Origin of the sequence: Prosthecobacter sp., from assembly GCF_044222565.1 — a bacterium.
Taxonomy (GTDB): Bacteria; Verrucomicrobiota; Verrucomicrobiia; order Verrucomicrobiales; family Verrucomicrobiaceae; genus Prosthecobacter.
Genome location: NZ_JBGANA010000007.1, coordinates 92483 through 116140, shown reverse-complemented (window position 1 = coordinate 116140; position 23658 = coordinate 92483). Strand labels below are relative to the sequence as shown.

The following is a 23658-nucleotide window of genomic DNA, read 5'->3' as shown; positions in this document are numbered from 1 at the left end:
TCAACCGCCAGCTCACTTCACATTCATGAGACCTTCCCGTTGATAAACGGGATTTCGCTTGAAGGGCAGCACCCCGGTGAAGGCCTCCGAGACAGAACTGAAGCTTGCTAGGTCGCGTTGTGTGGCACCATGCCAGAATTCCACGGATTTTTTTGGCGGCAGCGTGATTTCATATTCGATTTTCAACAGTTTGGCCGAGGGCCAGGAAACCTTGGGTTCGGCGGCGGCACCCTCTTGATAGTATGCCAGCGCCGTCGCCGGCCGTGTCGGCCCGGAGAACTCCACAATCAGTGAACCGCCGAGCGCCGCGCCCGCCACAGGCGCCGCTGCCGGCTGCACCGCACGTCCGCCGGCATCATACAGCGCCTTCACCGGTTCGGCGAAAGTGCTGACATAAGCCAGATGCGCGACCACCGGCTGGTCCGTTTGATTGATGACATGGTCGATGATATGGGGCAGAGACTGATCCCCCAAGCGCATGATGACCCGCATCACAGTGACTCGTTTGTCCAGCGACGAACCATTAACCATGGTCAAAAATGTCATCTTTTCTAGAGACGCCCAAGACAGACCGCTAAAAATAAACATGCCGGGGCTGCTGAATGGCAGCGGTGCTCCATCAATCCACAACTGATGCGCCGAAGACGTGGTGGTGTCATTGGAGAAACTGCCGCCAACATCGATCTCCCACTGCGCGCCAAACTCGTCGGGGATACGGCGTGAGTTGGGATGGCGTTGAGTGGAGTCGTGCTCACTTGTCAGGCCAAAATTAACACCACGTCGCCGCACGGACTCCACCGTCAGGATGCCATGATCAGTAACCTGCGGCACCGTGATCTGCGCGGGCGACTCGCCATCCTTCAAGGTAACCACACGCAAGGCATGCATCACATGGCGCGTCTCTCCAGGCGCAAGCGCGACGGGATGCCGCACGGTGAGCGTGCTGGTCTCCGGCTTCCACATCAGCCGCGCCGTCGCACTGCCGGAGGCGCTGCGAAACATGAACACCGGCACGGTTGCCGCCGCGCCCTTCTCCGGCAATGCGGCGATCCAAACGGTGTCCGCCGCGACCTTCAGCGCGCCATCCGGCTCGATCCCCACCGGCTTGAAACTGGAATCGACGAATGACTTGGTCAGCGCGGGAAACCGCACGTCAAACTCGACCACGACATTCTTCTCCTCATTGCCAAGCAGCGTGAGGGAGTCGGTGAAAGTCAGGAACGCACCGCCTGAGCCTCCTGGATTGCCCACCTGGCGGGAGACCCACACCTCTCCCGCCCGCCCTTCGCTGATTTGGATAAGGCCGGCGGCAACATCGACGTACTGGCGGCTTGTCAGCGGCCTGAACTTCGGGTCTCCGGGCCGGGGGCGTGTTTCGGCGTCGAAATTTAACTGTGCGCTCTGAAAACGGCTCAAATCAAACGGATGCGCGAGGTGGTGCGCCTTCGATTCGAAGAGGGCGGAATCGACACGCAGCAGACCGGCCTCCGGCAGACTTGCGCCCTTCGTCACCGTGCCGTTTTCACGAAAATCCCACAACCCGCTGCCGAATCGTTGCTCACGCCGTACCGTGGCAGAAGGCGCTGGTGAATTCGGCGTGGGAGTGGCAGCCGGTCTGGGGGGCGCAGTCGCCGGCGTGGCGGCAGGAGCAGGAGCAGGCAGCGGCGTGAGCTTTGCCACATCCCACAGCGAGATGGCGGTGTTCTGGTGCCCGCACGCCACCATGGTGCCCTCGGCCTGCAGCGCCAGGCAGGTAATGTCGTTGGTCATCATTGGCGTCTGACCGATCAGTTTGCCCGTTTCGATCTCCCACACAAACAAGTGCTGCCGCTGCCGCACATCGTCCATCAGCATCCAGGCGCAGCGTTTTTCATCCGCGCTCACCGCGGCCCTGCCATTGAGATCGGTAGAATAACCGCGGGCGGGTTTTTCGAAGTCGGGCAGTTTTGTCTTGCCGTCCAAGCTGCTGGCCCAGATGCGCGCATTGGCTTCACAGATCACGAACTGCCGCCTGGGCAGCACTGCGATGGGCTCGTAGCGGGTGGCGGGCACTTCGGCAACCGTGCCCTGCTGCAAATCAAGCCGCTGCCATCCACTGGATATCTCGCTGTAAAACGTAAAACTGTCATCCTGTCCGAAAAACCAATGCTCCGCGCTTACCGAATTCATCTTGCCCTTCACCGCGTGTGAGGTGCCGGCGCCCAGCCCCCGATAAATGACCGTCTGCATGTTGCTGTTCGACGCGAGGAACCATTTCTCCGTAGGATCGACAAACACCCCGGAATAGGACGACGGCCCCCGTCCAGTGGTACGCACGCCGCCGAAAGCCAGCTCCGGTTTCACCATCAAGGGCACCTCGGGTGGTGGCCCGCTGAGTTTGGGCAGCTTCCACCGCACATAATCGTCATTCTCCTCCGAGATGGCCTCCGTCTCGTTTGCCACCAAGGACAGAGTGTCAAAGGTGCTGTCGATCGATACATGGTTGTCCTGGCTCTTCAACCACGCACGCGGCTTGCGGGTCGCAATGTCCCAGACCCAGATCCCTTCGGCATCGTTGCAAAACAGCGTCCCGCCGTCCTTGGCAAAGCGGAGCAGATGGGGCCAGCGCACCGACTGGCGATACCGCGCCGGATTGGTGGCATCCGTTTCACGCAGGCTGATGATCTCAAGCCCATGCTCATACTCCAGCAGCAGATGTCCGCCATCAGGCGAAAGGGTACCCCCCTGGCAGACATCCAGCTTGATGCTTCGCGTCTTCTTCGTGGCAAGATCCGTCACACGCACGAAGTCATCGGAGACAAGGACGATGCCACGACCATCCGGAGTGAACAAGGCGTCATGCAGATAGTCTCCACCTCCCGCGCCATCAGTGACCGGGGTGTAGTCGTGGTCTTCATAAACAGCACTCCATTTGCCGTTGTTCAGGCCAAGGCAATCAACGTAGCCGTTTCCATGCAGTAGGATGTGCCTGCCATCCGGTGCCACAGAGACTTCGCCGCGGAACTCCTCCAGCGGCGGGCAGTTCACCTTCACCGGCTGCAAAGTGCTCAGCGGCAGGCGCAGCAGGACGGTTTTATCCTCTTCTTTGTGCTGCATCCAGACCTCGTCCGCACGCAGCATCAGCCGCGATGACCGGAATTCGCTCCCTAACTCCCGCCCCTCGAAGTCATGCTGGCGCACCAGCATGCCACTGGCGGCATCGAGCAGGCGCAGGCTCTTCTGATTGCTCCAGATGCTCAGCACGACCACCATCTTGTCATCCAAAGTGAACGCTGCTCCCGTCACGAATTCGTTCTGGCGTATCGGCAGTTTCCACAGCCGTTTGCCGTCCTGCATCCGGAAACAACCAAACGCCCCCGGCTTCCAGGCCATCCGGTTGGTGGCAGGGTCAAGCGCCTCGTCGTCTTTGCGCGGCGACTGTGCGCAGAGCAGGTCTCCGCGCTGCGAAACGCACCATGACTCTCCGACATTGAACATGGCCGTGCGTGCGGCACGAAATGTTTTCGGATCTGGTTTCCAGATGCTCAACCGGTGGAGGCCGGCGGCGTGTGGCTCGAGCGCGAATATTTGTCCGCTGCGATGCCAGACTGGCGTGCCGCGCAGGAAGCTTCCCGGACCAGGGGTGCCCAAAAATCCAAGCAACGCCGGATTGTTCCCGTTGGCCTGTTCCAAAACGGGCTCAGCGCCATGCACGGGCATGAGAATCCAGGCTGTGAGCAGGAGTGCGGACCAAAGAGGCGTCTTCATGAGGGGAGGTGATTGGCGGCAGGTTACTTCACGGCAGGCAGCGGGAATCCGATGTCCGTCTCTGCACCGGACTTTTGCTGCAGTCGCAGCAGCACGAGAGGTTTCTTGGGGCGCAGCCTTTCAAGGTACTGCTCATCGCTGTCCTCAAGGAAACGAGTGACGCCGTAGCCGTTAACCCGCAAAATAAAATCCCCCGCCGCCACTTTGAGTGTGCCGTCCGCCGTTTTGAAGTCGGTGAGCGCCCGCAGGGCTTGAAAGGTCTTCGGCAGCAGAAGCTGATTGCGCAGCTTTTCGTCCACCAGCGCCACCCGCAGTCCCGGGATCAGCTCCCATTCCAGCGTCTTGGGCGGCGACTTGGTTCCGGGGGTCTCAATCAGGGCTACCGTGACATCCTGCACCTTGTTGTTTCGCGTAAACGCGAGCTTCACGCGCTCTCCAGGTTGAAACGTCGTCATGCGCATGAGAAAGCGCGCACGGCTCGTCACCGCCTGCCCGTTCACCGCGGTGATCACATCCCCAGGCAGCAGACCGGCCTGCGCCGCCGGCTGCCCTTCCTCGACTTGCATCACCACGGCTCCTTTCACAGCGGATCCCAGTTTCAACTCCGCGATCACGTCGTCCGTTACATCGACCAGTCGAGCCCCGAGGAAGCCGCGCCGCACCTGCCCGTTTTTCAGAAGATCATCCGCCACCTTCAGCGCCAGATTCGCCGGAACGGCAAGTCCGATCCCCTCCCCGCCATAGCGCGCTGTGTTCATGCCGATGACGCGACCGAGGCCATCGATCAGCGGACCACCGGAGTTGCCCGGATTGATGGCGGCGTCGGTCTGGATGAAGTCCTGCAAACTGCTGGCAAGCCCGCGGATTTCCGCACGTCCGGTGGCGCTGACGATGCCCTGCGTCACAGTCTGCTCCAGGCCAAAGGGGCTGCCCAGAGCCAGCACGACATCGCCCGGCTCCGTGCCGTCACTGTTTGTCATGGTGGCCGGCTGCCATGTGCCGCTCTTTGCCCGCAGCAGCGCCACATCTGTCGCCCCGTCCATGCCCACAATTTCAGCCGGAACATCCTCCGTGCTGCCACGTGCCCGCAGCATGATCTCCTGGGCTCCGTTTACCACATGGTAGTTGGTCATGACCAGTCCATCTTTGGTCAGCACGATGCCGCTGCCGTTGCCTGCGGGTCGGCGTGCGTCATGCGGCATGAGATCATATCGGTCATCCAACCATTCGTTCCTAGGCTTCCAATGCCGGACCCAGATCGTCACCACACTTTCACGCACGGCTCCCACGGCCTTGCGATAGCTCAGCACGACCGTGCCCGGATTCGCCAGCGGCGCGTCATCCCGCCTCAGCTTTGAGGCCAAATCCTGGGCTGCAGCCATGCAGGTCAGCAAGAAACAGCAGAGCAATAATCGCATTTCGCGAACCTAACAAACAGCCCGAGAAACTGGCAATAAGAATTTCCAAAACTAACTTAGAAAAACCATCACATGGTGCTGGGCAAAACGATCCAGCACCCGCGCTTGCGACAGTCCTGCCGCCCGGGCCATCTGCGTGAGATCGGCGAGGGTTTCGGGGAAGTCGTAGGCCGCCACATGCGCGCAGGCTTCATCGAGTTGATCCGGGGCCACCTCCGTCCACTGGGTGCGCATGAAGTCGAGATAGCCGTCCAGGTATTGCTCACGTGTCTGCCCCTCCTCGCGCACCACATCCACCAGGATGAAGCTGCCACCGGGGGCCAGACGCTCGGCGCAGGCGGTGAAGAGGCGCTGCTTGCCTGCGGCATCCAGATGGTGCATCGCAAAGCCGCTGAAGATGACGTCAAAGGCGGTGTCCGCATTCTCAATGGCCTGCAGCATGTCCTTTTGGTGCAGCCCGGCATTGGCGACCCCTTTTAGATACCCACGCGCCTCATCCAGCGCGGAGGCGGAAAGGTCCACGCCGTCATAGGTCTCCGGCGGCGCGGCCTGCAGGCAGGGCGCAAGGAAGCGCGCATTGCCGCAGCCGAGATCCAGCAGGTGGTAAGGCCCCTGCGCGTGGCGCTGCCGCAGCAGGTCGGCCACCTGCGCGTAAATCTCCCGGTGAAACATGTAGTTCTTCTCCGAGATGGTGTCGTAAAGCGTCCAGGCTTTGCGAAAGAGGGCGGTGTTGTCGTCTTGGGTGAGAGTCATTTTTTGCAGGGTGCGGCGTCGGTGCGGCCAAACAGAACGGTCACGGCACTGAGGGCGACCATGGCGGCGATGCCATTGAGCGCCATGCTCATGTCGTAGTGTTTTTTCAGATAGGCCACCATTTCCGGGCTCAGGTAGCCGGCGAGGTTGCCGAGGGAATTGATCAAAGCGATGCCCGCCGCCGCTGCAGTGCCGGAGAGGATGGACGTGGGCAGCGCCCAAAAGCAGGACGCGGCAGCCATGACTCCGGTGATCGCAAACGCGAGCGCCACCATGACAGCCACCGGCGGCAGGCCCGGCAGCCCGCTCACCACAAACGCCACCGCAGCCACCAGCGCGGAGAGGCCCACATGCCAGCGGCGCTCGCGCGTACGGTCCGAGTGGCGGCACACCAGCACCATGCCCACCGCCGCGCAGCTCCATGGGATGGCGGAGTACAGACCCACCAGCCATTTGTCTTTCGTGAAGGTGTTTTCCACGATCTGCGGCAGCCAGAAGGAAGCGCCATAGATGCCCACCACGATGCCGAAGTAAATGACACTGCACAGCCAGACCTGCGGACTTTTGAAGGCATCCCACGCGCTGTGGTTTTCATGCCCTTCCCCGGCCTTCGCCTTTTCATCGGCGTCCAGCCGGGCTTGCAGCAGCGCCTTTTCCTCCGGCGTCAGCCACTTCGCCTGCGCCGGGCGGTCCGTCAGCAGAAACGGTACGGTGCAGCCAATGACCACACTCGGCAGCCCTTCGATGATAAAGAGCCACTGCCAGGCTTTGAGGCCATACCAGTTCGTGGCACGTTCCAGCAGCCAGCCGGAGAGCGGGGAGCCAAACACCCCCGCCAGAGCGATCGCCGTCATGAACAACGCCACCACTCGCGCCCGATGCTCGCGCGGAAACCAGTAGGTCAGGTACAGAATGATCCCCGGGAAGAACCCCGCCTCCGCGATGCCCAGCAAAAACCGCATCCAGTAAAACATCGCCGGGCTGTCGCAGAACGCCATCAGCGCCGAAACAATGCCCCAGCCCACCATGATCCGCGCGATCCACAGCCGCGCCCCCACCCGATGCAGCACGATGTTTCCCGGCACTTCAAACAGAAAGTAGCCGATGAAAAAGATGCCCGAGCCCGTGGCAAACACCGCGTCCGAAAACCACGGCTCCACCTTCATCCCCAGCTTGGCAAAGCCCACGTTCACCCGGTCCAGGTAGGCCAGGATGTAGCAGCCAAAGAGAAAGGGAATGAGCCGCCAAGCCACCTTGCGGTAGGTGGCGGCGGAGAAAGCTTCTGCTTCAGCGTCATGCGGCTTCATGCGGGCCGCATGAGAGCATCATTCGGCCCGCACGCCAGTGTTCCTTGAAATGCGCAACTCCCGGAGCGCGGGCCTCCGAGCCCGCAGCAGGTGGTGCATGCGCAACGTGGGTTATTCCATCGCCGGCTGTCGCAAGCACACTGGTTCTGGGTGTGGCGAAGGAAACTGGATAGTGCGGGGTTTATGCATACTGAGGAGTGCTGCGGGCTCGGAGGCCCGCGCTCCATTCCTCCTTGCGGCGAGGCTCAATACGGACGGGGCACGATGATGTGACCGCCGGCATGGGGGCGATACCAGACGTTGTTATGGTGGTAATACCGCACGCCGCCATGGTAGTGCGGACGCGCGCCCACCGGCACGACGACCGGGCGGACCACAGGACCGCCGTAAACAGGACCGCGCACAACGGGGCGTCTGTAGCCAGGACCGACCACACAGGAAGACAGGGCCAGCAGCATGGCCGCGGAGAAGAACAGGTGATTGAGTTTCATGGTTGCTGAATGAGTATTCGCACCGTTTGGCGGTTTCGCCGGAAAAAAATTCAAGGCGGATTGCTCGAAAGGCAGCGTTTTTCACTTTCGTTTACTGCCGCCCTTTTCAAAGTCGCCCTTCCCCTACCCTCGACCTCCATGACCCCAGACGTAGCCAAAGCCCAGCTCGACAACCAAGTCCGCGAAATCATCAACTGGCATTTCTCCCCGGAGACCGGCTGCCCCTTCTGGCTCGACTGGGCGAAGAAGAATTTCGATCCCCGTGGCAAGGTGAACAGCTACGAGGACATTCTGGCAAACTTCCCCCACTTCCAGGACGAATGGCTGCGCGATCAGCAGCCGGAAGTCTGGGTGCCTGCCGCCTTCAAGGGCAAGCCCTTCAACATCTTTGAAACCGGCGGCACCACCGGCATGCCCAAGCAGCGCATCGGCTGGAACGACTTCCGCGTGGATTACGAGGAGTTCAGCCACAAGCTGGACGACAAGCACTTCCCGCCCGGTGAATCCTGGATCATGGTCGGCCCCACCGGCCCCCGCCGCCTCCGCCTCGCCGTGGAGCATCTGGCCAACTACCGTGGCAGCTCCTGCTACTTCGTGGATCTTGACCCCCGCTTCGTGAAGAAGCTCATTTCCAACAAGCAGGGAGACGTGGCCCGCCAGTACATGGACCATGTGATTGATCAGGCCGTGCTGCTGCTGAAGAACCGCAAGATTTCCGCCATCTTCACCACGCCGAAGCTCCTGGAAGCCCTCGCCGAGAAGGTGGACCTCTACGCCGCCGGCATCCGAGGCTGCTTCGTGGGCGGCACCACCATGACCCCGCAGTATGTGCGTTTCATCGTGGAAGAAGTGCTGGAAAACCGCATCGGCTTCTACCCCACCTACGGCAACACCCTCATGGGCCTGGCCGCCAGCGTCCCCCTCACCCCCGAGGACAACTTTTCCATCACCTACTACGCGCCGCAGCCCCGCGCCGTGCTGCGTGTGGTCGATCCCAAAGAGACCGACAAGACCGTGGAGTATGACACCTGGGGCCGCGTGGAACTGACCACCCTGACCAAGGAGTTCTTCATGCCCCGCTTCCTGGAGCGCGACGAAGCCATGCGCCGCAAGCCCCGCGCCCCTTATGCGTGGGACGGCGTGGCGGACGTGCGCCCCTTCGGCGCCATGGAAAAGACCATCGTGGAAGGCGTGTACTAGGCCCGCCGCAGGAACCAGCGTTTTTTCTCGTCGGGGGTGTCATCTTGGCACCCCCGATTTCTTTTAGGGCCGGGCCGAGCCATGCGCCCCTCGGGGAGCGGCCTCCGGCAGCCCTCCCGCATGGTGCGCGGCCATAACTTTTCCAAGTCAGATCTGGCCTCCGAACCCCATTTTGCCCCCGCCCCAAAAACTCCCGTTTGCATTCCCCGCTTCGCACGCTTTAAGATTTCTTTCCCGATACTTTTGAAGACTCTCACGCAACCGCAGGAATGAAGATCGCACTGGATGTCATGGGGGGCGATTTCGCCCCGCAAAACCCCATCGCCGGCGTCAAACTCGCCCTCGAGTCGCTGCCTGCCATCACCACGCTGTTTCTAGTGGGCGTGCCGGAGGCCATCGAAAAGGAATTGAAAGCCCAGGGGGTGTCCAGCCCGAAGCTGGAGATCGTGCCCGCCAGCCAGGTGGTGGACATGGCGGACAGCGGCCTGGACGCCGTCCGCAAGAAGAAGGACAGCTCCATCAGCGTGGCTGTGGACCTGGTGAAGGCTGGCAAGGCGGACGCCGTGGTCAGCGCCGGGCACACCGGTGCCGCCGTGACGGCATCCCTGATTAAAATGCGCACGCTGACGCACATCGAGCGCCCGGCCATCGCTTCCATCATGCCCTCTCTGACCAAGCACTGGGTGCTGATCGACGCCGGGGCCAATCCCGACAGCGAGCCAACCCATCTGGTGCAGAACGCCATCATGGGCAGCGCCTTTGCCCGCCACGTGCTGGGCCGTCAAAACCCCAGCGTGGGCCTCATGTCCAACGGCACGGAGGAGGAAAAAGGCAACGCCCTCTGCAAAGAGACCAGCAAGCTGCTGCGCCACACCGCCGGGCTCAACTTCATCGGCAACGTGGAAGGCCACGATGTGTGGGAGACGCCGCCGGACGTCGTGGTGTGCGATGGCTTTACGGGCAATGTCATCTTGAAAAACGCCGAAGCGCTGGCCCACACCATCTTCAGCATGGTGAAGAGCGAAATTAAGAGCGGCTTCTGGACGAAGATCGGCGGCCTGCTGGCCAAGCCCGCCTTCAAACGCGTGCACCACCGCACGAATCCCGACGAGGTCGGCGGCATGCCGCTGCTGGGCCTGCGCGGCATCACCATCATCGCCCATGGCAGTGCATCTCCGCTTGCCATGAAGAACGCCATCCGTCAGGCTTGTGAATCCATCCAACATCAGGTAGGCCCGCACATCGAAGCAGCAGCCACCGCCCACTCAATCTCCCTCCATGCCCGCTCCTAGTTCCCAGCCTTTTTGCACTTCCAGCATCATTGGCACCGGCAGTTACATGCCAGAAAAAGTGCTGACCAACGACGATCTCTCCAAGATCGTGGAGACCTCGGACGAATGGATCACCTCCCGCACCGGCATCAAAGAGCGCCGCATCGCCGCACCGGAGCAGGCCACGAGCGATCTGGCGTCCGAAGCCGCGCGCCGTGCCATGGCAAGCGCAGGAGTTTCCCCGGAGGAAATCCAGCTCATCATCGTGGCCACCGTAACGGCGGACATGTTCTTCCCCTCCACCGCGTGCTTTGTGCAGAAGAAGATCGGCGCCACCAATGCGGTGTGCTTTGACATCTCGGCGGCGTGCTCCGGCTTCCTCTACGCGCTGCAGGTCGCGCGCCATTTCATCAATACCGGCAACCGCACCACCGCCCTGGTCATCGGCGCGGAGAAGCTCAGCAGCCTGATCAATTGGAAGGACCGCAACACCTGCGTGCTGTTTGGTGATGGCGCGGGTGCGGTGGTGATCCGCCGCGCGGACGAGTCCGTGGATGCTCCCGGGCGCGTGCTTTCCACCGTCATGGGCACGGACGGCACCCTGGCCGATGTGCTCAAAGTCCCCGGCGGCGGCTCGGCCTGCCCGATCACCCCGGAGAACGTGGCGTCCTACCCGAACACCATCCACATGGAAGGCCGTGAAACCTTCAAGCACGCCGTGACGCGCATGCTGGAGGCCTCCCAGCAGGCGCTGGAGATCGCAGGACTCAGCGCCTCGGACGTGAGCCTCGTCATTCCGCACCAGGCCAATGCCCGCATCATCAGCGCCATTGCCGAACGTCTGAATTTGCCGCTGGAGCGAGTGTTCATGAATCTGGACAAATACGGCAACACCAGCGCCGCCACCATTCCCGTGGCGCTCGACGAAGCCAACAAGGCCGGCCGCCTCAAGAAGGGCGATGTCGTGCTCCTCGTGGCCTTCGGCGGCGGCTTTACCTGGGCCAGCTCCGTGGTGCGGTGGTAAAGGAGCACGCTTCGCTGCAACATACCCCTGCCAGCGCCAGTATGAGTGGGCATGTGCCGCACTCTTCTCCCCTGCCTCGCCTTCGGCCTCAGCCTCGCTTCTGCTGCTGAACCCATCTCTCTGGGTTCACGCCGGGAGCTGTTTGTGGACAAGCTGCTCATCGACCAGATGGAGGGTGCTACTCTGCGGCTGCATCATCCGGAAAGCGCAGGCAGTGCAGTGAAGTTTGACCAGCCGTGGGAGGGCCGCTTCAGCGCGTACATCACGGTCATCCACAATGACGAGGCCAAAAAATACCAGATGTACTACCGGGGAAATGCGGGCTTCAAGGACGGCACCACCGGCGAGGTGACCTGCTACGCGGAGTCTGCCGACGGCAAAACCTGGGTGAAGCCGAAGCTGGGCCTGCATGAGATCAATGGCAGCAAGGACAACAACGTCATGCTGGCCAATCTGGCTCCCTACACGCACAACTTTGCACCGTTCATCGACAAGCGCCCCGGCGTGCCCAAAGAGCAGCGCTACAAGGCCCTCGCTGGGCTGGGCGGCAAATACGGCGGCCTCAGCGCCTTCGTCTCGGCAGACGGCCTGCACTGGCAGAAAATGCAGGAGAAGGCGGTCATCACCAAAGGGGCGTTTGATTCGCAGAACGTTTCATTCTGGTCCGAGGCGGAGCAGTGCTACGTGGCCTACTTCCGCGTCTTCACCGGTGGCGGGGTGGATGAAAAAACCTGGAAGCCAAAGGGCGTGCGCTGGGTGAGCCGCGCCACAAGCAAAGATTTCCTGACCTGGACCGATGCCGTGCAGATGACCTGCGATCAGCCGCTGGTGGACCATATCTACATCAGCCAGACGAATCCCTATTTCAATGCGCCGCACCATTACATCTCCACCGCCGCACGCTACATGCCTGGCAAAGCCGTGCTGGACGAAGAAACCAAAAAAGAGCTGGCCGCAGACACCAAGGCCTACCCTGCCCTGATTAAAGACTGCTCCGAGGCCGTGCTGATGACCAGCCGCGCCGGCACCACGGCCTACAATCGCAGCTTCATGGAGGGCTTCGTCCGCCCGGGCAGTGACCTGCACAACTGGACCAGCCGCAGCAACTACCCCGCCTGCGGCGTGGTGCGGACCGGGCCTGCGGAGATGTCTCTCTTTGTCGAACGCTCCTACGGCCAGACGGCGGCCTGGCTGGAGCGCCTGACACTGAGGGTGGACGGCTTTGCCTCCCTGCATGCGGACTATGCCGAAGCAGCGATGGTCACCAAGCCCTTCACCTTTACCGGCAAGGCCCTGCACCTGAACCTTTCCACCGGAGCAGCAGGCTCCGTGGCTGTGGAGATCCTGGACGCCGCTGGCAAGCCCCTGCCCGGCTTCACACTGGCGGACTGTCAGGCGGTCTCTTACGACTCCATCGACCGCGTCATCGCCTGGAAGGCAGGCAGCGATGTCTCCGCCCTGGCCGGCAAGCCCGTGCGCCTGCGCTGGGTGCTGCGGGACGCGGATGTGTTTTCCTTCCGGTTTGAGTAACCCAAGTACTCGCGATTATCAGCTCTCGCACCGGGAGGCGCACGACCTGCCGCGCATGCCCCTTTTGTCTGCCTCCGCACCGCGTGGAAAAAGGGCCGGGGTCCAGCAATGCGCCCTTTTAGGCCAGTTCTCGAAAAAATTGTCCTATTGCACCGGCGAGCGCAGCGGCCCCAGTGGCAAGGCGGGAGCGCCGTCTGCTATTGAAGAATAACAGGCAAGCGACTAACGCAGCCCATGGGGCCGCTCCGCCGTCCGGGCAAGGTGACAAGACTTTTGAGAGTTGGTCCAGTTCTGCATTCCCCTTTTCCTGGGGTTTTGTCTTCTTTTCTTTCGCCAGGGCATGATTCGCTGGCGTTCCGGGAGGAATCAAGGAACCATCAGCCACCTGCGTGCGTATCCCGTGGCATCTGCTTCATGGACATCTTGTCGAAAACATTCTCTGCCAAGGGTTTTGTGCTGCCTCACAGCCTGCCAGTGATCGTGCTCGATGACTGCTACCATTTTCCGGGATGCCACCTGCCGCTCTTCATTTTTGAAGACCGCTACCGCCGCATGCTGGACCACGCGCTGCACACGGACCGCATGTTTTGCGTGGGAGTGTCCAATGGTGATGACGACGTCCTGCCTGTGACCACCGCGGGCCTGGTCCGTGCCTCGATCAAGAATCCCGACGGCACCTCCCAGGTCATGCTGTACGGGGTCTGCCGCGTACGCATCACCGGCTGGGCGCAGTTGAAACCCTTTCGCATCGCGCTGGTAGAGCCGGTGCTGACTCAGCATGCTCCGCTGAGTGTTCTGCGTGTGCTGAAATCCCGCGCGCTCGCCCTGCTGCCCGCGCCCACGGACGACAGCTGCAGCAGCATGCTGCAGATGCGCCAGGAACTGGAAGAGATGGACGAAGCCGAAGCCGTCTGCGACATCATCGCCTTCCACTTCGTGCGCAAAAAAGCCGCCCTGAGAATGCTCCTCGAAGAGTGCTGCCCGAAGCGGCGGTATGAGAAGCTCATCAGCGAGCTTGAAAAGGCAAAGTAGTGCTGAGCTTCAGCTCGGGTTTGGAAGATTGGTTTGGAAAAGTACTCGTGAGCTTTAGCTCGCTCTGGGAGACTCGCCGCACTTTCCAGAGTGAGCTAAAGCTCACAAGTACTTTATTCCCAGAACGAGCTAAAGCTCTAGACTACTTTGGCTCACGCCTCATCGCGCACCGGATTGGTCAGCGTACCGATTTTCTCGATCACGACGCTTACTTCATCCCCGTCCTTCATGAAAACGGGTGGCGTGCGTGCCGCGCCGACGCCGTGGGGCGTGCCGGTGAGGATGACGGTGCCGGGCATGAGAGTGGTGCTGCCGCTGAGAAATTCGATGAGCGTGGGCACATCAAAGATCATGTCGTTCGTGTTCCAATCCTGCATGGTCTCGCCATTGAGCACGGTCTTGATACCGAGCGTGTTGGGATTGGGCATTTCATCCGCCGTAACCAGCACGGGGCCCAGCGGGCAGAAGGTGTCGAAGGATTTGCCGCGGCACCATTGGCCGCCGCCGCCGTGCTTCTGCCAGTCGCGCGCGCTCACGTCGTTGGCGCAGGTGTAACCCAGCACGTAGCTGAGAGCGTCCGCCTTGCTCACGTTCTTCGCGGTCTTGCCGATGACGACGGCCAGTTCGGCTTCGTAGTCCACCTTGTCGCTTTTGAGTTTCGTGGGCAGCAGAATGGGCTCTCCAGGATGCTGCACCACGTTCGGCAGCTTCATGAACACCACCGGATGCTTCGGCAGCTCCGCCTTCGTCTCCTCCGCATGCTTCTTGTAGTTCAGACCGATGCAAACAATCGCAAACGGCTGCACTGGTGCGAGCAACTTCGCCACCTCCGCCTTCTGCTCGGTGACGCGATGCGCACCGTAGATATCCCCCTCAATGACCAGCGCCGAGCCATCGGTCTGCTGCGCTGCGTGAGCGATGTTTCCCTGGGAGTCGGAGTAGCGGATGATTTTCATGGGTGGAAGTAGTGCAGTCGTCTTGAGCCTGTTTTCGGGAATCGGGAATCATGAATCGGAGATCCAGACATCGACACGTACTTCCAACGAGAACCGTGCCACCGCAAGCCCCAGCGCCTAGGAGCGCGGAATTTATTCCGCAGAACTCCGCGAAGAACTTTCGCTCCGCACTGCCTCTTTCCATTCTCACCTCCAGCGTCCTCCGGTTTGCTGCATGCAGAGCAGGCAAACACCCGTCCCCCGAGGACGACCTTCTGCGGACTAAAGTCCGCGCTCCTCACACTCCACGCCGATTCCACGCCACCAGCTCCTCATACTTCGCGCCCGTGCCGCCGAAGAGATCCAGCGCACTTCCCACGGTGCCGTCCACGCGGCCATGGCTCAGTTCATCGATGCGCTTCAGGTCGTCCAGATGGCGGATGCCTCCCGCGTACGTCATGGGAATGGGCGAATGCTCGCCGAGAAATGTCACGAGAGCTTCGTCGATGCCCTCGCACTTGCCCTCCACATCCACCGCATGAATCAAAAACTCCGCGCAATGCCCCGCCAGAAAACGCAGGGACTCCGGTGTCACATCCAGCGTCGTCAGCGTCTGCCAGCGGTTCATCGCAACCGTCCAGCCCGTGGCCGTGGCCTTGCAGCTCAGATCAATCACCAGCCGTTCTTTTCCAGCCGCAGCCACCATCTTGTCCAGCCGCGTTTGGTTGAAGGTGCCGTCCGTTTCAAACAGGTAGCTCGTCACGATCACATGGCTGGCCCCGGCTTCCAGATACTCCGCCGCATTGCAGGAGCGAATGCCGCCGCCCACCTGAAGGCCACCGGGAAAAGCCCCAGTCGCCGCCTTCGCCGCCTCCTCGTTGCCCTTGCCCAGCAGGATGACATGCCCGCCAGTGAGGCCATCGCGCTTGTAAAGTTCTCCATACCACGCGGCACCGCGATCACTCACAAAGTTCGTCTTCAGCCCGGTGCCATCATCCCGCAGCGAGGAGCCGATGATTTGCTTTACGCGACCGTCGTGGAGATCAATGCAGGGGCGGAATTGGGTCATGGAGGTGTTAAAATCTTCCTCTTCCTCCTACTCCGACTCTGCCACCCTTCAAGGGCTGTGTCTCATCTTAATGACAGTCCCCGCCGACGTCTAAGGCATAGCGCGGACATTCCCAGCATGATCAGCAGCATGCGGGAGGGCTCGGGCGTGCCCAAGGTCGGAATCTGTGGAGCGCTGCCCGAGTCCACCGGCTTCAGGCCTGCGCGGTCATACTGTGCCTGATTATCCAGCACGACGGCACCGGAGTATGGCGTCACCAGCTGATGCTGCGCAGCACGCTTCGCCTGAGTTTCCGGCACATGGTCACGTCCTTGAAATACCGCCATCACCTCACGAAATACGACATGCCGCGCCAATTGGTCCCAGACTTCCCTGCCATCGGCGGGAGGCGTGGCGGCGCGAGTCGTCTTCGCCACCGTCGCGGGGCCGTGGTGAATCTGCATCAGAGTCTCAAACAGAGCATTCGCGCCGCCACCCTCCTGCCAGCGCAGGCCGCTGACGATGGGGGCTGAGTCATACATTTCCTCCAGGAAAGTATTGCGCCCATGCTCGAGTTCAAGGGCATGAATGACCGGCCTTGCGGCACCGCGTTCAAAAAGCTGCTTGATGCTTTCAGCGCCGGAAATTTTGGCAGCCTGCGGACCATGCAGCCAGATCAGGGTGGCGGGAGCGGTGGTTTCGCGCAGGCGTTTCAGCGCCGCCTTGAAAGGTGGCACTGCATCGCGTCCGCCGGCAAAGGCGGAGTTTTGCAGGCGGGCATCGATTTCTGCCACGGGAATCTCCACGGCTTCCCCATCCGTGCTGGCCCAGACCGTCACGGGTGCTTTCTTGGCCAGTTGCTTCAAGGCCTCGCGGATGATGGCGGCGTGCGGTCGCAGGGTGGAGGAGGCATCGACGACAACAAAGACGGCGGTGCCATCTGTCGGCGGCGCGGCTTGGGTGCGCTCCACGATGACCACCGGCGGCTCGTCTCCCGCCAGCTTGTCTTTGGTCCATACCTTGGGCAGCGGCGGCTGCTTTACTCCGAAGCTCAGGTTGGCCAGCTTTGCCTGCGTCACCTCCGCCTGCCACGTCCATGCGCCATCCTTGCTCATGGCGGCGCTGCGCCACTCCTGCAGCACCTCCAGCGCCTGCGGAGACTGCACCCAGATGGTTTGCGTTGTCCCATCTGGAATGCTGAAATTGCGCTCGACGATCAGAGGCATGAACAAAGCCGCCGGAGCCTGCGCATCCAGCGGCGCGGTGATGCCCAGCCGGATTTTCATGCGGCCATTCGAAGGCACGGGAAAGCACTGGGTGAGCACACGATCCGGCCCTGCCATGTTTACCAGCACGGGATCCCGGTTTTGCGACACCGTCTGGCGGTACGCCTCCGTCACTTGCGAACGTGCGCCGAAGGCCGCCTCTCGCGGTTCGCCATTGATCCAAAGCGTGAGCCGTGAAACACACGCACCCGGCGGCAGCAGCATCTGGCAGCGCGCCTCCTGCGCATTGCGGTGCTGATTGTGAAACTCCAGCGTCCATTCCCCATGCGCCAGGGCAGAGTCCGCATCCACATGCCAGTCCATGCGGGAGGACTGCATGGACAGCCCTCGAATGCGAGCGCCTGTTTCGGCTCCGCCACGATCCTCATCCCACGCGAAACCATCCAAGGTTTCATCCCTGCTGATCCGCGTGCCCGCAAGACTCTGCCTCACCCCACGTGGCGGAGGCGCATCGCTGAAGGGAATCCCCGTCACGCGAAAATAGAGGGAGCGCAGATCCTCGCGGCTGAAGGAAGAGCGAAAAAGCATGTGCGACATCGGCCCAAAAGCGCCCGCATGGCTCTCATTATAGCAAAGGTTCAGCAGAAAGGTCTCCCGGCTGTTCGTCCGCAGCCCGGCCAATGAACGGGCGTGGCTGCCATCGTGCTTGGACTGAGCCTTGATGGCCTTGTCAATGTCTCCACGCAGGCTCACCATGCTCCACTCTGTGGCCACCACCGCCATCATGCCGACGATGAGCCCGGCGCGCCATGGAGTGCGCCTTCTTTGGACAGGCTGACTCCACACTGCTTTGCATGAGATGAGCCACGCCACCAATGCAGCCAGGGGGCCGGTCAAGGCCATAAGGAAGGGGACGACGGCAAGCGTGCCAGGATTAGCAAATGCATAAAAGAGCATGAATGGCAGTATCATGAGTCCAATGGCGCTCAGGAAGCCCATGGCCACAGTATAAAGGATGGAAGGGAAAAGCCCCGCCCCATGCAAAAAGGTCCCGGCTGTTTCCCAGGCAGTGCCCGGCAGCTTTCGGCCTGTCCAGGAAAAGAAAATGGACGCTGGCATGAGCAGGACCAAAGCCACATGCGCCCAGGTGGGAATGGGGTCAAAGAACGTAGAGGCGCAGCTGTGCGTGGAAAGCTCCATGCCCAGAGAGACCAACGGAAACACGATGCCCGCGCAAAGCAGCAACCGCCTGATGAATTTCAAAACACCCTTCATTTAGCTGAGCCTATGAAACACAGTCCCCGCCAGTCATCTCTTTTAATGTGAAATCCGAGTGAAGTTCCGGTGAATCTCCCCTTCCCTCAATCTGCACCCTCCTCTGATGCCCCCTTTGACCACCTAGACGCGAAGCGCTTGACCCTTGACTGCCCCCTTGACCTCCGCCTCTTCCCTGCTTTCTTCCCCTCGTCATGACCACGCCAGCCACGGCTCTGCTTCTGCTCCCCCTGCGACTTACGCTAGGGTAGGCGGCCCGCGTTCCCTCGTCATGCTTCTTGCCGTCACGTCACGGCTGTTTCCTTTTCCGTTCAGGCACCTCCATTGGTCCTACCATCTTTGTTACCTTTGTTTTTATCATGTTAAAGAATCCGTCTTCCAAGTATCAGCCCTTTCCGCTGATCAACATCCCGAACCGTCAGTGGCCTTCCCGTCATCTGACTCACGCGCCCATCTGGTGCAGCGTGGACCTGCGCGATGGCAACCAGGCGCTTGCCGTGCCGATGAATGTCTCCCAAAAGCTGGAGATGTTCGATGCACTGGTGAAATGCGGCTTCAAGGAGATCGAGGTCGGTTTCCCCTCCGCCTCCAACACCGAGTTTCAGTTCAACCGCCGCCTCATCGAGGAAAAGCGCATCCCCGACGATGTGACGATCCAGTGCCTGGTGCAGGCGCGTGAGGATTTGATCGAGAAGACCGTCGAATCGCTCATCGGCGCGAAGAAGGTCGTGATCCACATGTACAACTCCACCTCGCCTGCGCAGCGCAAGTATGTGTTTGGCAAGACCAAGGAGGAGATCATCGGCGTGGCCGTCAAAGGCGCGCAGATGATCAAGGACCGCCTGCATCGCCTGACCGAAGGCGGCACGCAGGTGACGCTGCAGTATTCGCCTGAAAGCTTCAGCGCGACTGAAGTGGAATTTGCCAAGGAGATCAGCGAGGCCGTGATGGACGTGTGGCAGCCGACGCCGCAGCACAAGATGATCCTGAACCTGCCCGACACCGTGGAGGTGGCCATGCCCAACGTGTATGCGGATCAGATCGAATGGATCTGCACCAACATCAAAAATCGCGAGAGCCTCATCATCAGCCTGCACACGCACAATGACCGCGGCACCGGCACCGCCGCCACGGAGCTGGGATTGCTGGCAGGCGCCGACCGCGTGGAAGGAACGCTGTTTGGCAATGGCGAGCGCACCGGCAACCTGGACATCGTGCAGGTGGCCATGAATTTGTACATGCACGGCATCTCCCCCGGCCTGGACTTCAGCGACATGAGCGGCCTCATCAGCATGTACGAGCGCACCACCGGCATGACCGTGGCCCCGCGCCATCCTTACAGCGGAGAGTTGGTCTTCACCGCCTTCAGCGGCAGCCACCAGGATGCGATCAAGAAGGGGCTGGCCGCTTTCTTTGATAAGTATTGGAATTGGCTGTTGAACGAAGATCGGGAGTTCCAAAATCTGGGAGGGCATGGATCATTCCGAGTCACGATGAAAGGCGATAGAGGCACCATTAAGGCCGCCGCAGGACATGCCGACAATCCGTTTACCAAGGCGCAAGCCCACGCGACTTGGGACCGGTATCATGCTTTACCAGATGCAAACAAGCTGACGGCGGGCATGTACAATCATCCAAAATGGGCAGAATGTCCGAACAATATTTGCTGCCCTTGGCTTGGAGCAACAGTCAGGGATTATCTCGCAGAGAATCAAATTGTTTGGGACGTGCCCTACCTGACCATCGACCCCAACGACATCGGCCGCGAATACCGCGAGGTCATTCGTGTGAATTCGCAGAGCGGCAAGGGTGGCGTCGCCTACCTGCTGGAGAGCGAATTCGGCATCGAACTGCCGAAGGACATGCAGCGCGAGTTTGGCCCGCTGGCCAACGACATCGTGGACAAGCTGGGCCGCGAAGTCACCGCTACCGAGTTGAAGAACATGTTCTGGAAGGAGATGGCGTGGACGGCGTTTTCACCTGCCGCTGCAGCCTCGTCATCAACGGCAAGGAGCGCGGCGTCGCCGGCAAAGGCAATGGCCCCATCGCCGCGTTTGCGCAGGCGCTCATCCAGGATGCGGGAGCACCCGCCTTTGAAGTGGCCACCTACCGCGAGCAAAGCCTCAGCTCCGGCACCGAAGCCAGCGCGCTGGCCTACATCCAGATCAAGACCGCCAACGGCAAGACTATCTGGGGTGCAGGTGTGGACACAAACATCGAACTCGCATCCATCAAAGCGGTGCTGAGCGCGGTGAATCGTGCAGCATAAAAAAGTAGTCAGGAGCTTTAGCTCGTGTTTGGGGTCTGGGGGGCTGGCGGAGCTTCCCAGAACGAGCTGAAGCTCTGTACTACTTTTGGTTGCCCGCAGCACCCAGTTGCGGTTTATGAAGACACGCGCCCCATGTCTCTGCAAATCCCCGACTACCCCTTTCAAGCCTATATTTTCGACTGCGACGGCACGCTCGTCGATTCGATGCCCCTGCACTACGTCGCCTGGACCGAGTCGCTCAATCAGCATGCTGCGCCGTTTGTTTTCACCGAGGCGGAATTCTACGCCAGCGCCGGCATGAAGGAGCAGGATGTGGTGAAGAAGCTCAACGCGCAGCACGGCACGAATCTGGACCCGGTGAGCGTGGATGAACTGAAGATGGAGCTGTTTGCCAAGCACATTCCACAGGTGCAGCCGGTGCGCCCCGTGGCGGAGTTTGCGCGGTCACTTTTTGGCAAATTCCCCATCGCCGTGGCCTCAGGAAGCGAGGAGTCCACCGTGCGCGGCTGCCTCACAGCCACCGGATTGATCGACCTCTTCCCTGTCATCATCACCCCGAAGAAAGTGAAGCACGGCAAGCCCGCGCCGGACATGTTCCTCCTGGCCGCCGAACAAATGGGCGTGGCACCGAGCGAATGCCTCGTGCTGGAGGATGGCCAGAGTGGTATTGAAGCCGCGAAAGCCGCTGGGATGCAGTGGGTGTTTGTGCCGCCGAATTTGAGGTAGAAAGTAGTCGAGAACTTTAGTTCGTTCTGGACTCTGGGAGGCTCGCGGAGCTCTCCCAGAGCGAGCTAAAGCTCTGAACTACTTTGCTTCGCTTCGCGCTGAAGATCAAAGCGCTCCAGGAGTGTCTCGGCCGCCAGCCCTGATTCTGCTCCGATGCCCAGAACAAAGCCGCTTTTCAGCCCCGCCTTGGTCGGATTCATGGCGATGTAGCGCCGATAATGATCCATTTGGGCTTCGCTCCGCACAATGTGGTCAAAGAGTTCGTGCTGCCAAAGCTGACCGGAACTTCCAAGAACTTTGTTGATCTCCCGGGCACTGCCGCCTTTCCAGCGCTGCACGATGCTTCCAAGTTGTGTGCCTTCGGCGGGCTGCACGAGTGCATGCAAGTGATTTGGCATGATGACCCAGGAATCAAGCTGGTAGTCGGTTCCGTGGCCCGACATGAGCTTTGTGGAAAGGATCGCGGCATGACCTGGGTTCGCGAGGAGACACTCGCCATGACCAGAGTCCAGCAGTTCGTGAAATCGTGCTGTGAACTCGCGGTGGTAGGCGTGACGTTGATCTTCGCTGAGGTGATCGAGTTCTTGCGCGGAGGCGATGCCCTTTTCCAGGAGCCATGCATCCCTTTTTGAACGCCAAGCTGCCAGCACGTCTGCTGGAAGAGAATCCGCAAGCCGGGATGTGACAAAGTAAGTTGTACCCCACTGCCGCCAATGCGGAAGTCTGCCGCGGTGATTGTGCACCGTTTTGCCAGGATTGAACGGCTGAAAGGACATGACTAAAGTAGTTTAGAGCTTCAGCTCGGTCTGGAGATTGGGGTGTGGCGGAGTTTTCCAGAACGAGCTAAAGCTCTGGACTACTTTGCTTCGCCGTTTCGCGAGTCGGGATCGTCGGTCTGGAGGCGGCATCGCCGAAAGTAGTTTGGAGCTTCAGCTCGGTTTGGAGATTGGGGTGCGGCGGAGTTCTCCCAGAACGAGCTAAAGCTCTGGACTACTTTTCTTCATCCACGCCTTCCAGCACGTCACAAATCCCTTGGCGAAATCCTGCGGCCTTGCGTCCACCCATGCGGTGATGTCTTCGGGCTTGAACCAATCACCGGTGGCGATTTCTTCGGGGAGGCAGCGGATGGGGCCATCGTGATGAGCGAGGCGGAGTTCGACGAATTCGTGGTCGGTGTTGTCTCCGGCAGGAATCTCGGCGGCGAGTTCGGTGGCTTCCACGTGGATGCCGATTTCCTCTCCCAGCTCGCGCACGGCGGCGCTGGCGTAGCCTTCTCCGGCATCGAGATGACCGGCGGCGCTGCTGTCCCACTTCAGGGGTGAAACATCTTTGAGATGAGAGCGCTGCTGCAGGTAGATGTGGCCGCGTTTGTTGATGACAAAGATGTGCACCGCACGGTGCAGCAGCTTCTGCTTGTGCACCTCTCCGCGCGTGAGCTGGCCGATGACCTCGTTGCGCTCATTCACCACATCAAACATCTCGCTGGCCTTCTGCCCGGCATCGGCTTCATGGCGCTGCTCGTAATGGCGGGCGATCTGGATCCACTGCACCAGGGAAAGAGCTTCCGCACGCACCATGGGGGTGACCCCGAGCGCCTCGATTAATGAGTCCCATCCGCCGGGGGCTTCGGGCAGGAGGTTTTTCAACTGCTTGCGCCGCTGGGAGAAGCCCATGCGGACCAGGCGGTCAAACAGCACATGGTCAAACACTGGCAGCGTGGCAGGGTCCCGCGGCGTGAGGCGGATCACCGCGCTGTCCACCTTCGGCTTCGGATTGAAAACCTCCGGCGGCACCACGCGCAGCATCTCCACATTCCAGTCCTTTTGCACCAGCAGGCTCAGCGCGCCGTAGGAGTCGTCCTCGCAGGTGGCGGCCAGGCGGTCGCACACTTCCTTTTGCAGCATGAAGACGGCGCAGCCCACCGGAGAAGGCGGCGTGAGCCAGTGCTTCAAAATTTCTCCGCCGACGGAATAAGGCAGATTTCCGATGAGCTTCAGCGGCCCATGCCGGAACCATGGGCGCAGGTCGATGCGCGTGGCGTCATTGTGGATGACCTCCACATCGCCACGACCGGCAAACTGGCCCTGCAGTTCCGGGCCCAGCTGGGCGTCTTTTTCGATGAGGATGAGTTTCTTGGACCTGCCAGCGAGATGCTTCGTCAAAGCACCCATGCCGGGGCCGATTTCCACCACCATCTCCGCGCCATCCGGCTGCACCTGATCGGCGATCCAGCGGGAGATTCCCTCGTCCTGCAGGAAGTTCTGCCCCATGCTCTTGCGCGGGGTGAAGTGCTGGCGGGCGGGCGGGGCTTCGGAGCGGCGTTGGTCGCGATATCTCATTGGCCCCACCTTCCACGGTTCTGCGGTTCCATCAAACCAATCATGGAGGCAGCCAATACTTGACCCC

General features: G+C 60.9%; 16 protein-coding genes and 2 pseudogenes. 8 read left to right on the top strand and 10 right to left on the bottom strand.

Features of this window, described 5'->3' with window-relative positions; translation table 11 throughout:
- Positions 1 to 12 precede the first annotated feature (12 nt).
- From ACILSR_RS12170 to ACILSR_RS12150, 5 genes are all read right to left on the bottom strand, one after another.
- A complete protein-coding gene (locus ACILSR_RS12170) occupies positions 13 to 3747 on the bottom strand; it encodes a hypothetical protein (protein ID WP_395750047.1) in 3735 nt (1244 codons plus the stop codon).
- Between the two features lie 23 nt (positions 3748 to 3770).
- Positions 3771 to 5129, bottom strand: a complete 1359-nt coding sequence (locus ACILSR_RS12165) for a S1C family serine protease (protein ID WP_395750046.1) — start codon at positions 5127 to 5129, stop codon at positions 3771 to 3773.
- Positions 5130 to 5216: 87 nt separating this feature from the next.
- Positions 5217 to 5918 (bottom strand): class I SAM-dependent methyltransferase, encoded by a 702-nt coding sequence (locus ACILSR_RS12160; RefSeq protein ID WP_395750045.1) that lies wholly within the window; start codon positions 5916 to 5918, stop codon positions 5217 to 5219.
- Positions 5915 to 7225 (bottom strand): MFS transporter, encoded by a 1311-nt coding sequence (locus ACILSR_RS12155; protein ID WP_395750044.1) that lies wholly within the window; start codon positions 7223 to 7225, stop codon positions 5915 to 5917. The genes ACILSR_RS12160 and ACILSR_RS12155 overlap by 4 nt, the downstream gene beginning before the upstream one ends.
- 245 nt (positions 7226 to 7470) lie before the next feature.
- The gene (locus ACILSR_RS12150) at positions 7471 to 7716 is read right to left on the bottom strand and encodes a hypothetical protein (protein WP_395750043.1); all 246 of its coding nucleotides are present in this window, start codon (positions 7714 to 7716) and stop codon (positions 7471 to 7473) included.
- Between the two features lie 138 nt (positions 7717 to 7854).
- Here ACILSR_RS12150 and ACILSR_RS12145 point away from each other — a divergent pair, with 138 nt between their 5' ends.
- The 5 genes from ACILSR_RS12145 (at position 7855) to ACILSR_RS12125 (ending at position 13773) form a co-directional block, all read left to right on the top strand.
- Entirely contained in the window at positions 7855 to 8916 is a 1062-nt protein-coding gene (locus ACILSR_RS12145; RefSeq protein WP_395750042.1) for a hypothetical protein, read from the top strand.
- A 269-nt stretch (positions 8917 to 9185) separates the two neighbouring features.
- On the top strand, positions 9186 to 10208 hold the full coding sequence (plsX, locus tag ACILSR_RS12140; protein ID WP_395750041.1) for a phosphate acyltransferase PlsX: 1023 nt from the start codon (positions 9186 to 9188) through the stop codon (positions 10206 to 10208).
- Complete coding sequence (locus ACILSR_RS12135; protein WP_395750040.1) at positions 10195 to 11211, top strand: beta-ketoacyl-ACP synthase III; 1017 nt, start codon at positions 10195 to 10197, stop codon at positions 11209 to 11211. The genes plsX and ACILSR_RS12135 overlap by 14 nt, the downstream gene beginning before the upstream one ends.
- A gap of 51 nt (positions 11212 to 11262) precedes the next feature.
- Entirely contained in the window at positions 11263 to 12741 is a 1479-nt protein-coding gene (locus ACILSR_RS12130; protein ID WP_395750039.1) for a hypothetical protein, read from the top strand.
- A 423-nt stretch (positions 12742 to 13164) separates the two neighbouring features.
- Positions 13165 to 13773, top strand: coding sequence for an LON peptidase substrate-binding domain-containing protein (locus ACILSR_RS12125; protein WP_395750038.1), 609 nt, complete (start codon positions 13165 to 13167; stop codon positions 13771 to 13773).
- A 152-nt stretch (positions 13774 to 13925) separates the two neighbouring features.
- Here ACILSR_RS12125 and ACILSR_RS12120 read toward each other — a convergent pair whose 3' ends face one another.
- The 3 genes from ACILSR_RS12120 to ACILSR_RS12110 all read right to left on the bottom strand — a co-directional run bounded on the left by ACILSR_RS12120 (position 13926) and on the right by ACILSR_RS12110 (position 17939).
- Entirely contained in the window at positions 13926 to 14729 is an 804-nt protein-coding gene (locus ACILSR_RS12120) for a fumarylacetoacetate hydrolase family protein (RefSeq protein WP_395750037.1), read from the bottom strand.
- Positions 14730 to 15006: 277 nt separating this feature from the next.
- On the bottom strand, positions 15007 to 15777 hold the full coding sequence (gene hisA, locus ACILSR_RS12115; RefSeq protein WP_395750036.1) for a phosphoribosylformimino-5-aminoimidazole carboxamide ribotide isomerase: 771 nt from the start codon (positions 15775 to 15777) through the stop codon (positions 15007 to 15009).
- A gap of 62 nt (positions 15778 to 15839) precedes the next feature.
- Complete coding sequence (locus ACILSR_RS12110) at positions 15840 to 17939, bottom strand: VIT domain-containing protein (protein WP_395750035.1); 2100 nt, start codon at positions 17937 to 17939, stop codon at positions 15840 to 15842.
- 677 nt (positions 17940 to 18616) lie between these two features.
- On the opposite strand from ACILSR_RS12110, the pseudogene ACILSR_RS12105 reads away from it, so the two are divergent.
- The 3 genes and pseudogenes from ACILSR_RS12105 to ACILSR_RS12095 all read left to right on the top strand — a co-directional run.
- Positions 18617 to 19666 (top strand): annotated as a pseudogene (locus ACILSR_RS12105) (2-isopropylmalate synthase); the annotation flags it as partial.
- Positions 19667 to 19978: 312 nt separating this feature from the next.
- Positions 19979 to 20526 (top strand): annotated as a pseudogene (locus tag ACILSR_RS12100) (alpha-isopropylmalate synthase regulatory domain-containing protein); the annotation flags it as partial.
- Between the two features lie 132 nt (positions 20527 to 20658).
- Entirely contained in the window at positions 20659 to 21252 is a 594-nt protein-coding gene (locus tag ACILSR_RS12095) for an HAD family hydrolase (RefSeq protein ID WP_395750034.1), read from the top strand.
- A 65-nt stretch (positions 21253 to 21317) separates the two neighbouring features.
- On the opposite strand, the gene ACILSR_RS12090 is transcribed toward ACILSR_RS12095, so the two are convergent.
- The gene (locus tag ACILSR_RS12090; protein WP_395750033.1) at positions 21318 to 22028 is read right to left on the bottom strand and encodes a transposase; all 711 of its coding nucleotides are present in this window, start codon (positions 22026 to 22028) and stop codon (positions 21318 to 21320) included.
- Between the two features lie 201 nt (positions 22029 to 22229).
- Positions 22230 to 23591 carry a 16S rRNA (adenine(1518)-N(6)/adenine(1519)-N(6))-dimethyltransferase RsmA gene (rsmA, locus tag ACILSR_RS12085; RefSeq protein WP_395750032.1) on the bottom strand — a complete coding sequence of 454 codons (1362 nt, stop codon included), beginning with the start codon at positions 23589 to 23591 and terminating at the stop codon, positions 22230 to 22232.
- Positions 23592 to 23658 lie beyond the last annotated feature (67 nt).